The organism is Aliivibrio thorii, from assembly GCF_057368585.1.
This window is the reverse complement of sequence record NZ_CM170654.1, coordinates 311,406-324,820: the sequence shown is the minus strand read 5'-3', so window position 1 is coordinate 324,820 and position 13,415 is coordinate 311,406. Positions and strand designations below refer to the sequence as shown.

Annotated in this window: 11 protein-coding genes; 9 read left to right on the top strand and 2 right to left on the bottom strand. The window is 39.9% G+C overall.

From position 1 onward, the window contains the following. Positions 1-48: 48 nt before the first annotated feature. The 4 genes from metJ (at position 49) to AC2IP4_RS01500 (ending at position 5,173) form a co-directional block, all read left to right on the top strand. Entirely contained in the window at positions 49-369 is a 321-nt protein-coding gene (gene metJ / locus AC2IP4_RS01515; protein ID WP_045101132.1) for a met regulon transcriptional regulator MetJ, read from the top strand. A gap of 129 nt (positions 370-498) precedes the next feature. Beyond that, a complete protein-coding gene (locus AC2IP4_RS01510; protein ID WP_486310733.1) occupies positions 499-2,508 on the top strand; it encodes an alpha-amylase family glycosyl hydrolase in 2,010 nt (669 codons plus the stop codon). A gap of 389 nt (positions 2,509-2,897) precedes the next feature. Continuing rightward, positions 2,898-4,241 (top strand): carbohydrate porin, encoded by a 1,344-nt coding sequence (locus tag AC2IP4_RS01505; protein WP_486310494.1) that lies wholly within the window; start codon positions 2,898-2,900, stop codon positions 4,239-4,241. Between the two features lie 71 nt (positions 4,242-4,312). Beyond that, a complete protein-coding gene (locus AC2IP4_RS01500) occupies positions 4,313-5,173 on the top strand; it encodes a MalM family protein (RefSeq protein ID WP_486310493.1) in 861 nt (286 codons plus the stop codon). A 38-nt stretch (positions 5,174-5,211) separates the two neighbouring features. Here AC2IP4_RS01500 and AC2IP4_RS01495 read toward each other — a convergent pair whose 3' ends face one another. Together AC2IP4_RS01495 and rpmE are read right to left on the bottom strand one after the other, a co-directional pair. Beyond that, on the bottom strand, positions 5,212-6,459 hold the full coding sequence (locus tag AC2IP4_RS01495) for a malic enzyme-like NAD(P)-binding protein (RefSeq protein ID WP_375321273.1): 1,248 nt from the start codon (positions 6,457-6,459) through the stop codon (positions 5,212-5,214). A gap of 234 nt (positions 6,460-6,693) precedes the next feature. Continuing rightward, positions 6,694-6,912: a 50S ribosomal protein L31 gene (gene rpmE, locus AC2IP4_RS01490; RefSeq protein ID WP_060992617.1), complete on the bottom strand. Its 219-nt coding sequence runs from the start codon at positions 6,910-6,912 to the stop codon at positions 6,694-6,696. A 238-nt stretch (positions 6,913-7,150) separates the two neighbouring features. Here rpmE and priA point away from each other — a divergent pair, with 238 nt between their 5' ends. From priA to hslU, 5 genes are all read left to right on the top strand, one after another. After that, positions 7,151-9,352 (top strand): primosomal protein N', encoded by a 2,202-nt coding sequence (gene priA / locus AC2IP4_RS01485; protein WP_486310492.1) that lies wholly within the window; start codon positions 7,151-7,153, stop codon positions 9,350-9,352. Positions 9,353-9,547: 195 nt separating this feature from the next. Beyond that, positions 9,548-10,555, top strand: coding sequence for a DNA-binding transcriptional regulator CytR (cytR, locus tag AC2IP4_RS01480; protein ID WP_486310491.1), 1,008 nt, complete (start codon positions 9,548-9,550; stop codon positions 10,553-10,555). Between the two features lie 177 nt (positions 10,556-10,732). Beyond that, the gene (locus tag AC2IP4_RS01475) at positions 10,733-11,308 is read left to right on the top strand and encodes an SPOR domain-containing protein (protein WP_375321276.1); all 576 of its coding nucleotides are present in this window, start codon (positions 10,733-10,735) and stop codon (positions 11,306-11,308) included. A gap of 181 nt (positions 11,309-11,489) precedes the next feature. After that, positions 11,490-12,014, top strand: coding sequence for an ATP-dependent protease subunit HslV (hslV, locus tag AC2IP4_RS01470; RefSeq protein WP_060992620.1), 525 nt, complete (start codon positions 11,490-11,492; stop codon positions 12,012-12,014). A 22-nt stretch (positions 12,015-12,036) separates the two neighbouring features. After that, positions 12,037-13,371: an ATP-dependent protease ATPase subunit HslU gene (gene hslU, locus AC2IP4_RS01465; protein ID WP_105053891.1), complete on the top strand. Its 1,335-nt coding sequence runs from the start codon at positions 12,037-12,039 to the stop codon at positions 13,369-13,371. The last annotated feature ends 44 nt before the right edge of the window (positions 13,372-13,415 follow it).

Genomic DNA, 13,415 nt, shown 5'->3' with positions numbered 1-13,415 from the left:
TTAGCCTATCCTATTTTAAACAACAATAATTCAGAACGAAGGTGAGCAATGGCTGATTGGAATGGTGACTATTTAAGTCCTTATGCCGAGCATGGTAAAAAAAGTGAACAGGTAAAAAAAATTACCGTGTCAATTCCAACGAAGGTACTACAAATTCTTACCGATGAGCGTACTCGTCGCCAAGTAAGTAACCTACGTCACGCAACAAACAGTGAATTATTATGTGAAGCGTTTCTTCACGCTTACACAGGCCAACCTTTACCTACAGATGAAGACTTACGTAAAGATCGCCCTGATGATATTCCCGCAGAAGCTAAAGCTTTAATGACCGCAATGGGCATTGAATTCGAAGCATTTGATGACGAGTAAGTAACTCTTCACCTCCTCCTGCTGCCTCCTCCTTTTTTTAAATAAATTAGGAGGATTACATTTTTATTTGCTTATTAAATAATCACAGTGCCCTACTATAATTATAAAGGACTTACTGTGAAAAATAACATGGCAAAAACAGCGATAGCGCTCGCTATTACCTCTCTATTGAGCGCCTGTAGCTCAACCTCAGAAACAACACAAATAACCTCTACCTATCAATGCAATCCTCAAATGATGGAAGAAAGTAATCATTTACGCATCTATCAAATCATGGTGGAAAGCTTTGTTGATGGTGATAACAGCATTGGTCATGACACAGGTTACGGCCCGAGTCATCATAATGGTGATCTACAAGGGATCATTGATTCATTAGATTACATTCAATCATTAGGTATGAACGCCATTTGGATGACGCCTATTTTTGAATCAGCACCAATTGAAGGCCAAGACCATTGGGCTGATAAGCTGGATGCAACTGGCTATTTCGCGACTGATTTCTTCAAAATTGATCCTCGCTTTGGCACATTAGAAAAAGCAAAAGAATTAGTAGAAGAAGCTCATAAACGCGGAATGTATGTCTTATTTGATGGTGTATTTGGTCACCATAAAGAAGGCCTCATTAAGCCATCACGATCAGGCTTACTACCGAGTGGCAACAATAACCCAGTTGATTACCCTGAGAGTGAAGACTTTTACTCTGAAGTCGCCACTTATTGGATATCCGAATTAAAGATTGATGGCTGGCGATTAGATCAAGCTTACCAAGTCCCTACTGAATCTTGGATAAACATTAGAAAAGCCGTTGATACCGCATCACAAAACACGACGTATATTAATAATAAAGGCGAACAAGTTAACCCGCTCGGTTATATGGTGGCAGAGATATGGAATAACGAAAACTACATTACAGAAACAGGTTATGGAGAAGAAAGAAATCCAGCATTATGCTCTGCATTCGATTTTCCTTTGCGTTTTCGAGTTACAGAAACCTTTGCGGTAAATGAAAGTAATGTAGGGAATAAAGGTGGCGATTGGCTTAATGAGGGAATGCAAATGCATGAACTTTATCCTTCTCATGCCACTCCAAATCTAATGCTAGGAAACCATGATGTCGTCCGTTTTGGTGATTTATTACAACGAGGAGAAATAGCAGACCCTAGTGATAAAGACTATTGGATCCGACACAAAGCAGCTCTTTCATTTCAAGCAGCTTATACCGGCCCTATCACGCTTTATTATGGAGATGAAATTGGCGATCAAGTCGATGGTTTTGCTAATCAAGAAAATAAAGATACTTGCGCCATCAAAGGATTATGTGATGACCATATCGCTCGGTCATCCGCCAAAATAGATGGCCTTACTGCAACACTAACACCTGACCAACTTAACTTAAAAAACTACGTCTCAGAGTTAATGACTTTACGTATTGAAAACCCAGCATTATCGGAAGGCGTTAGAACCAATATCATTGCAAATAAAGCGGTATATATAGACCATAAACAAACAGAGAATAATGCAATTATATTTATGGTTAGCACTCAAGAGCAAAGCCAAACGCTTTCCCTTAAAGCTGAACAGATAGCGTCAAAAGGTAATTTAGTCGATTTATTAACAGGCCAAATATTTAGCCCTAACGAAGGTGTATATACAATTCCTCTATCTAACTTTGAAAGCCGATTTTTAAAGATAGAAGAACCAAATGCAGCAGGTCCTAAAGCAACAACAAAAGAAATAGCTCTGTATGGCAGTGGTTTTATGGCTCAGTGTGATAATCCGACGATATCTGATACTAACGCCCCAATAAAAGAGACGTTATATCTCGTGGGTGATTTCTCTGATTCTCGCTGGGGTCATAAAGAACCTAGAGCCTATCAATACAAAGGGAATGACACCTATCAAGTTATGATAAACGAAAAACGAGGCCCTTATAAAATGCAATACGCAACTAAAGATTGGGCTTCACAGTATACAGCCAATGGTTTATCTCCGAAATTAGGGCAAAACAATACGTTGATTACCAGTGGTTACGGGCAAGATACTGCAATCTACCTTCCAGAAGATGGTAATTATGTATGGAGCTTAGAATTTACTCCTCAAGGGGAGCCTAAATCAATGATGGTTTCGAAGTGTAAATAGCGAATAGAAACTGAACTATTTCTAGCTAATGAGGTCTATTATTAGCTAGCTCACATTTCTGCTTATTTCCTATTTTCTTTACTTTCCCTGTTTCTGCATTATTTCCCATTTCAAAATATCTTCCTACGTGATTTCTCTCTCATAAATAAATCTAATCCCACCTACCAAGTGTGATTTTTATCAACAGAAGACCTCCTATCTAATTCTCTCATCCCTCAGTCTACGCCCTCCCCTTTATAAAAGAAGGAGGATTTCAACCTCGTCATTTATTTTTAATCTGTCCCTCGTTCAATAACGACGACGATGTTTACTTTGCTTCCCTACACTGCCTTAGTTAAGTAAATATTTTCAAATCAAAATATCCTTTAAAAAGGAAATAGGATTTTAAGATGAAAATAAATAAATACACATTACTTGCTGCCGCTGTTTCTACAGCATTACTTTCAGGTGCTGCATTCGCTGAAACAGACCTTGCATTAGATGTTATCTCTGGTGATGAAGCTGCACCTAAAGTTGAAAAAGTTAATGGCACAGATGTATTAACAGATGGTTGGGAAGTACACGGTTACGCATCTATGAACTTCCGTATGGTAGATGGCGAAACAGTAGATACTGAATTTGGTAAACCAGATTACAAAACAGCAGGTACTCATGGAAAAAGTACTAACCAAGTTGAATTCGTAATCAAAAAACACACCGAGCACGCAAATGGTGTTTGGTCTGACTTTGTTGTACGTTCTGAATACGGTAATGGTAACTCTTACGCTTATTCATCTCCTGGTAGCCAAAAAGACAACACAACAGCACAATTTGAAATCAAAGAAACTTTTGTTGAGATTGGCGGGCTATCATACTTAGGCGAAGATACGTCTATTTGGGGTGGTCAACGTTATCTAAACCGTTCTGCAAGTGCTCTATCTGGCGAGTTCTGGAAACAATCATCAGGTGTTGGTGCTGGTATTCAAACTAAAATCGCAGGTAACACGGCAGGTTTTGCAATTGTAGCAGCGGATACCGATCGTGATATTAATAACGGCCCAGGTACCGACGGGCGACAAACACTAACATCTCATGATTTATACTATTACGGTGTTGATGTTGGCTTTGGTAGCCTAGATTTTGATTTCAAATACATCACTCAAGCTAACGTTCAAGATGATGACGGCATCGGTGCTTCTATCACATTAAACTCTAGCTACTACGGCTTAGATGGCTGGTCACAAACTGCTATCGCTTACGGTAAAGGCGCAGCTCAAAACCGTGGTGTTAACTTTGGTAGCTGGTCTGGCGGCGATGATCATGCTGAATCCATCTTCTTTACCTCAGGTGGTGTAGTAAACATTTCAGAAAACTGGCAAATGGGCTCTGAAGTCACTTACTTTGCTGCTTTAGATGAACTATTTGGTGCTAAAGATCTGAAACGTTATATCGTTGCAGCGCGTCCATCATACAAAGTAAATGATAACCTACGCTTAGAAGCGACTGGTTCTTATGCTCACGAAGAAGGTGCTGAAGGTTACTGGGGACGCACAGGCGATGATCTGAAGAGTGATATTATTAACGTTGAATTAGCGGCAGCATTTACAGTAAACGCTGATTACTTTGGTCGTCCACAAATCAAACCATACGTGAGTTACATTACAGCTGACGATGAAGCAAGTGCTAAACAAATTGGCATTAAAGATGGTAAATCAGAAACAATTATCGGTGTTCACACTGAAATCTGGTTCTAACTGAGTTAAAGTGACAGGCAGCCCACTCGGCTGCCTTTTTGCGTTTATTTACCTATTCATGGAGAGTATTGATGAACACCAAAAAATTATTACTTAGCTTACTTATCGGTCTCTCTTTGACTGCATGTTCTTCAACCCAAACAATACAACAACCAATAGAACCTCTGGCAAACACTCAAGTCTGTTGTAGTGATTTTTCTCAATACCCTTGGATACCACTAGCAACAACAGAAGAGATCGATTTTCAATTAGATAAAGACTCACCTATTGGCCATTTTTCTAATGGAAACAGCTATTTTAATGCCTTTAAATTATCCGACCGTTCAGGAAAAGTACAATTACGTCTTTCAAGTTTAATGATTAATGACTCGGTTGTTGCTCCTAAACTCATTGCTCTCGATCATGAGTTTAACGTTGTAAATACAACAAGTTTAGACCAATTTGATATTAAACCATCCGATGCGTTTACTCGTACTCAGTTTCAATTAAATTTCGATCTTGATGCAACTAAAACGCCTTATTTTATTATTTATTCCGCAGAGAGTTATTTAGGCCAATCAATAAAAGTAAAACACCCAGCAAGGATAAGAGCTGAAGAATTAGGCGAAGCAATGCCAATAGTGACAGACCCAACCTATACTTATAAGCGTTTTGGAAAACTAAAACTATCAGTAAAAACACTGTCTCTGCAGGCCTATAAGGCACCTGAGCAGCAAGCAAAACCTGTGGCTGCTATAGCCCAACCTGAGACTCAAACGTTTTACCAAAACGCAATTATCGAAGCCGTAAATAAAAATGACATTACTAAAGCGCTTGCCTTATTGGAAGAAGCAAAAGCATTAGGAATTAAAGGTGCTGACACTGTTTTTGTTAACGCATTAGAAAATAAAAATAATCCCCCAAGAAAAAAGGCTTCCTCATCAATGATGTAGGAAGCCTTTTTTATGCTCTAAAGAAAATAAAAAACGACTTACGCTTCCATGTAATTCTCTGGCATTTCAATACGAGCAACGCCTGAATCAACCGCTGCTTGTGCTACTGCTTTAGCAACGCGAGGAAGTAAGCGAGGATCCATTGGTTTAGGAATGATGTAACCTTTACCAAACTCTAATGAATCAACACCCGCTGCTTTTAATACTTCAGTTGGTACTGGCTCTTTTGTTAACTGGCGAATAGCTTCAACAGCAGCCAACTTCATTTCATCGTTAATCACGCTTGCACGGACATCTAATGCGCCACGGAAAATGAATGGGAAACAAAGCACATTGTTTACTTGGTTCGGGTAATCAGAACGCCCCGTACCCATGATCAAATCATCACGCACTTCATGTGCAAGCTCTGGCTTGATTTCTGGATCAGGGTTTGAACATGCAAATACAACCGGCTTGTCAGCCATTAATTTTAGAGCTTCTGGTGGTAATAGGTTCGGACCTGATACCCCTAAAAATAAATCTGCACCTTCAATAACATCTTCAAGCGTACGCTTATCGGTGTTATTAGCAAAACGTTGTTTATATTCATTAATATCATCACGACGAGTGTGAATTACGCCTTTACGATCCAACATATAGATCTTCTCACGCATTGCACCACACTTAATCAGCTGCTCCATACACGCAACGGCCGCAGCACCAGCACCAAGACAAACAATGATTGCATCTTCTAACTTTTTGCCTTGCAGCTCGATCGCATTCAACATACCCGCTGCCGTCACAATCGCTGTACCATGTTGGTCATCATGAAATACAGGTACATCGCAACGCTCAATTAGACGACGTTCAATCTCAAAACAGTCAGGAGCTTTGATATCTTCTAGGTTAATACCACCAAACGTGTCAGCAATATTCGCAACCGTATCAACAAATTCATCTATTGTGCGGTGCTTTACTTCAATATCAATAGAGTCTAGGCCTGCAAAGCGCTTAAAAAGTAATGATTTACCTTCCATTACAGGTTTTGAAGCCAAAGGACCTAAATTACCTAAACCAAGAATTGCAGTGCCGTTTGAAATAACTGCAACCATGTTACCTTTAGATGTGTACTTATAAACATCATCTGGATTTTTTGCGATTTCACGTACTGGCTCAGCAACACCAGGACTGTACGCCAGTGCTAGATCTTCTGCGGTGTTTGCAGGCTTAGTCAGTGCTATTTCAATTTTACCCGGCGTTGGGTAAGCGTGATAATGGAGAGCTTGTTCGCGAAAATCTTCAGACATGGCGGTTTTCCTGAATGCTAATAATTATAGGAGGATTGTTTCAAAACAGTGAATAGTATAATAGTTGATCTAGCTCAAACTTCATAGTCCTCACTTACAGATCGTACCAACAAAAACGTGGCCTTTAATGAAGGATATTATTCCTTTATTTAAAACAAGAAAGTGATATTTCTCTGCATTTCAAGCATAAAAAAAGGAGCCCTATAGGACTCCTCTTTTATCGGAAATTGGTAATTATTTCTTAGAACCAATTGCACCGAAACGTTTGTTGAAGCGATCAACACGGCCGCCAGTATCAACGATACGTTGCTTACCAGTGTAGAACGGGTGACATTTGTCACATACGTCTAGGTGGATTGTTTCTTTGCCTAGTGCAGAGCTGAATTCGAACTCGTTACCGCAAGAACAAGTAGCTTTAACAGCTTTGTATTCTGGGTGGATACCTACTTTCATGGGGAAAACCTTATAGTTTAGGCCGTGTCGCTATCCGAATCTAAGCCGAACACCACACGTAGTTTAACAAAAATAATAAGCATAAATAGATTACACTTACTTAAGGTCGCGTATAGTAATGAATCTGGAGCGATCAATCAACTAATCTGTTACTTTTTTCACCGATTATTTTACTCCGTTGCGATATTCTTATCTAAGAGTAGACTATTCCTCATATTATTCCTTACTGATGTTAACCATGCCGTATTCAATTGCACACGTTGCACTGCCTGTTCCTCTTGATCGTACGTTTGATTACTTAATCAAACCGGGTCAAACACCTGCCATTGGTGGCCGTGTAAAAGTGCCTTTTGGTCGTCAGCGTTTAATTGGTATTGTCGTAAAACTAAGTAATGAATCTGAATTTTCTCGTGAAAAACTAAAAGGCATTGATGCGGTTCTTGATAACACTTCATTATGGCCAGTACATCTCTATAAGTTACTTAATTGGAGTAGTACTTATTACCAATACCCATTAGGTGACACCTTAGCTAATGCTATGCCTGCTTGGCTACGTAAGGGAAAAGAAGCCAACTTTGCCGCACTTAAAGCATGGCAAATAACTGAGCTAGGAAAAAACCAAGATCTCAACAAGCTAACCCGTGCACCAAAACAAGCCAAAGCACTCAATTTAGTACGCCACCACCAATGTAGCCATGAACAAATGTTAGAAGAAGACATTACTGCTGCCACTTTAAAAGCAGTCGCCGATAAAGGATGGATAGAAGAAATATCGCTTGCACCTAAGCCTACCAATTGGCATCGAAATGTTGAAGTAACCCAAGAAAAACCTCAACTCAATGAAGAGCAAGCCATTGCTATTGCTACGGTTAATTCAAATCCCGAGTTTGGTTGTTATTTACTGGACGGTGTAACAGGGTCAGGAAAAACAGAAGTCTACTTACAATTATTGGAACCTATTCTAAAAGCAGGTCGCCAAGCCCTTATCTTGGTACCTGAAATTGGCTTAACCCCACAAACGATTAATCGATTTAAGCACCGCTTTAATGTTCCCGTTGATATGATCCATTCTGCACTCAATGATACTGAGCGCTTAAATGCATGGCTAGCTGCTCGAGATAATCACGCAGGTATTATTATTGGTACTCGTTCCGCTCTGTTCACGCCTTTCCATGATCTCGGAATCATCATTGTAGATGAAGAACATGATGCCTCTTATAAACAACAAGACAGCATGAGATACCATGCTCGTGATCTTGCGGTAATGCGCGCTAACTTAGATAACATACCGATTATTTTAGGCTCTGCGACGCCAGCACTAGAGACACTTCATAACGCGAAAGTAGGTAAGTACCATCATTTAACATTAACCAAGCGCGCTGGCACAGCAATTCCTGCGCGTCATGGCGTACTAGATGTAAAAGGACTATACCTAAATAGTGGATTATCGGCTCCCCTAATAGCTCAAATGAGAAAACATTTATCTAAAGGTAGTCAGGTAATGCTATTTTTGAACCGTCGAGGTTTCTCTCCTGCATTGATGTGTCATGAATGTGGTTGGATGGCTGAATGTAAGCGTTGTGATGCCTTCTATACCTTTCATCAACACAGTAATGAAATTCGTTGTCATCATTGTGGCTCACAACAACCTATTATTCATCAATGCCAAGGGTGCGGCTCAACTCAACTCATTTCAGTTGGTGTTGGTACAGAACAGCTTGAAACCCAGCTCATGAATCTATTTCCTGAATACAAAACCGTTCGTATTGATCGAGACAGTACTCGTCGAAAAGGTAGCCTCGAGAATTATTTAGAAGCGATCAAAAAGAATGAATACCAAATTCTGATTGGTACTCAAATGTTAGCTAAAGGTCACCATTTCCCTAACGTTACGCTCGTTGGTTTAATTGACGTGGATAGCTCACTGTTTAGTAGTGATTTTCGCGCACCAGAGCGCTTAGCTCAATTATTTATTCAAGTGGCAGGACGTGCAGGCCGCGCAAGTAAACCTGGCGAAGTAATCCTACAAACTCATCACCCAGAACACTCTCTACTTCAGAGCTTATTACATCAAGGCTATGGCCACTTTGCTGAGTATGCTTTACAAGAGCGAAAATTTGCTCAATTACCGCCATATACTCACCTCTCTCTATTTAGAGCGGAAGCAAACAACAGCGATAACGTGGAACAATTCTTACGACAAGTTCGTGATATTTTAGAAAGCCATCCACTATTTCATGACGCAACCCCCGTCCTCGGACCAATACCTGCACCTTTAGCAAGACGAGCAGGAAAGTATCGTTGGCAATTACTTTTTCAAGCACCAAATAGAACCGTTATGCAATCCATGCTACGCGGAGCTAAAACAGCAATTGAATTACTACCGCTGGCAAAAAAAGTACGTTGGACTTTAGACATAGAACCACAAGACCTTACTTAAAAGAAGGGTTTATTGATTAAACTTTATTCCTTAAATGAAAAACAATCGACCCTGGTGTGAGTCAATTCACGATCCAGATGTAATTTTTGTTAAACGCGCCGTATTTAAATCTTTATTTTACACATAAAATATCTCTTCAAATAATTAGATCAATCGTTCACTTTAGATTTAAAGACAGTTGGGAGAGGAATATATATGGCGACAATGAAGGACGTTGCTTTATCGGCAGGTGTATCAACAGCTACCGTATCACGAGCATTAATGACTCCAGAGAAGGTGTCATTATCCACCCGTAAACGCGTAGAAGGCGCCATCGTAGAAACTGGCTATTCTCCAACGACATTAACCCGTACATTACGTCGTAATGAATCAAAAACCATTGTAACGATTGTTCCTGATATCTGTGACCCTTACTTTAGTGATATCTTACGAGGTATTGAAGATACTGCCGTTGAAAATGGTTATGTCATTTTAGTGGGTGATAGCAGCCAACAGAAAAAGCGCGAGCAATCTTTTGTAAACCTTGTTTACACCAAACAAGTTGATGGCATGGTTTTACTCGGTTCTGATCTTCCTTTTAATGCCAGCCGCCAAGAACAAAAAAACTTACCTCCTCTTGTAATGGCTTGTGAATATGCACCAGAACTCGAACTACCAACAGTTCATATCGATAATCTAACAGCAGCATTTGAAGCAGTAAATTACCTAACCAAGTTAGGCCATAATAGGATCGCTGAATTATCTGGACCCGAAGACTCTGCATTGTGTCAATTTAGACATCAAGGTTACCAACAAGCCTTACGTCGTGCTGGCATTACAATGAACAATTCATATGTGCATTATGGCAACTTCAATTTTGAAGCCGGAACAACCGCAATTGCTCAATTGCTTTCACTTTCATCCCCACCTACCGCGGTCTTTTGCCATAATGACATAATGGCAATAGGAGCAATTCAAAAAGCAAAACAAATGGGATTCCGTGTTCCCCAAGATATTTCCATCATGGGTTTTGATGACATTGAATTCTCTCAGTATTGCGATCCACCACTGACGACTATTTCACAACCTCGTTATGAGATTGGTCGCCAATCTATGCTCATGCTTTTAGATTTACTAAAAGGGCATGATGTTCGTTCTGGATCTCGCTTACTTGAATCCTCGTTAGTACTTAGAGGAAGTACTGCACCACCAAAGAATCGCTAAAATAGGGCTTTAAACCAACATAAAAAGAGCCAACACACAAAAGTCATTCTTATAAGACGATGAATCTGTCTAAATAGTGACTTTTTGCGTACTTTTTTACACAAGTGCTGGTATGCATTCATACAACTGATTACCATAGCGTATTCTCTCTGTAATTCTGTATAAAGTTAAAGTACTGTGGCCAATAAAGATTATGTAAAACGTGGACGCTCTCCTAAGAAAGCGACAAAGAAACCAGCCAAGAAAAAAGGGGATAAACAACCTATATCTAATGGTTCAACACCATGGAAAGCAGTTGCTGTTGCCGCTCTCTTAGTCGCTGTGTTTGGTTACGCCCTTTACTTTCTAAATGACTCTCCTGCACCAGAGACAAAATCAACGGTGACGGAGGTTGTTCCAATTAAAGCTAAAAAGAAATCTAACACGGAAGAAATACCTCCAATGCCTGAAGAGCAGTGGAGCTATATGGATGAACTGCCAAATAAAGAAATTGAAGTTGAACAAAAAGAACTTAAAGTTTCTGAAATCCCTTATATCATGCAATGTGGCGCTTATAAAAATCGCTCACAAGCCGAAGAACGTAAAATGAACATTGCGTTCCAAGGGCTAACTTCAACGGTTAGGCATGCAGAAGGCAGCAGCTGGTTTAAAGTAGTTTTAGGTCCGTATAAATTTAAGCGTGATGCTGAAAAAGATCGCCATAAATTACAACGAGCTAAAATAGAGCCATGCGCTATCTGGAAAGATCAGTAAAGCTCAGTATAAAAAGTCGTAATAACATCACACATTTACCAAAAGGAGCACATCAAGTGCTCCTTTTTCTATTCTACTCATCTTGAAAAGCAACATCATCCCCCCCATTACAATAGTAATAATCATAAAGATTAATGTAAGAGTCTCATTAAATTACATCATCGAATAAGAGGTTTTACTCGTGACTACAATAGTTTCTGTACGCCGTGAAGGCAAAGTCGTGGTTGCTGGCGATGGCCAAGCATCTCAAGGTGATATGATCGCAAAAGGTAACGTAAAGAAAGTACGTCGCCTTTACAATGATTCCGTTCTAGTTGGCTTTGCTGGTAGCACTGCTGATGCATTCATTCTGTTTGACCTGTGTGAACGAAAATTAGAAATGCACCAAGGTAATTTAACCAAAGCTGCCGTTGAACTCGCTAAAGAATGGCGTAGTGATCGCGCTTTACGCCGTCTTGAGGCAATGTTAATTGTTGCTGATAAAACAACGTCTCTAATCATTAGCGGTACTGGTGATTTAATTAATGCCGATAATGACCTTCTTACCATTGGTTCTGGTGGCTATTTCGCTCGTTCTGCAGCAACAGCATTATTAGAGAACACAGAATTAGATGCACGTGAAATCGCAACTAAAGCATTAACTATTGCTGGTGATATTGACGTCTACACTAACCATAATCATACCGTTGAAGAATTGAACGTTTAACGACAGATAATAAGGAATACCCATGTCTGAGATGACTCCTCGTGAAATAGTACACGAACTAGATAGCCATATTATTGGTCAAGATAAAGCAAAGCGTTCCGTTGCTATTGCCTTACGTAATCGCTGGCGTCGTATGCAACTTAACCCTGAGTTGCGTGCAGAAGTTACACCAAAAAATATTTTAATGATCGGACCAACAGGGGTTGGTAAAACTGAAATTGCACGTCGCTTAGCGAAACTAGCGAATGCACCTTTCATCAAAGTTGAAGCAACTAAATTTACTGAAGTGGGTTACGTCGGTAAAGAAGTTGATAGCATCATTCGCGACTTAACTGATGTTGCAATAAAAATGACGCATCAACAAGCGGTAGACAAAGTAAAATTCCGAGCCGAAGAACAAGCTGAAGATCGTATTCTAGACATTCTATTACCTCCTGCACGCGATGCATGGGGTAAAAATGAAGAAGGTGATAATGACTCTGGTACTCGCCAATCTTTCCGTAAAAAATTACGTGAAGGTAATCTAGACGATAAAGAAATCGAAGTCGATGTTGCTGCACCTCAAGTTGGCGTAGAAATCATGGCTCCTCCTGGTATGGAAGAGATGACAAACCAACTTCAAGGTATGTTCCAAAACCTATCTGGTGGTGACACAACTAAAAAGCGTAAGATGAAAATCAAAGACGCACTTAAAGCCCTAGCTGAAGAAGAAGGTGCTAAATTAGTTAACCCTGAAGAGCTAAAAGAACAAGCTATTTTCAATGTGGAAAATCACGGTATCGTCTTTATTGATGAGATTGATAAAATCTGTAAAGATTCCAACTCTCAATCTGGTGATGTATCTCGTGAAGGCGTGCAACGTGACCTACTTCCATTAGTAGAAGGCAGCACAGTAAGTACGAAGCATGGTATGGTAAAAACAGATCACATGTTATTTATCACTTCAGGTGCATTTCAAATGGCTAAGCCATCGGATCTTATCCCTGAATTGCAAGGTCGATTGCCTATTCGTGTTGAACTTGAAGCATTAACTGCGAACGACTTTAAACGTATCCTGACAGAACCAAATGCCTCGTTAACAGAACAATACATCGCGTTATTAGCGACAGAAAATGTTAATCTTGAGTTTACTGAAGATGGCATTACTCGTATTGCAGAATCAGCATTCCAAGTGAACGAAAGCACAGAAAACATTGGCGCACGTCGTCTACATACTGTAATGGAACGTCTAATGGAAGAGATCTCTTACGATGCATCTGAAAAAGACGGTGAAAGCCTAACTGTTGATGCAGCTTACGTTACCTCTCGCTTGGGTGATCTAGTCGCAGATGAAGATCTAAGTCGCTTTATTCTATAATGGACGACTAATACTCGTAATTATCAGTTCATTATTACGAGTTA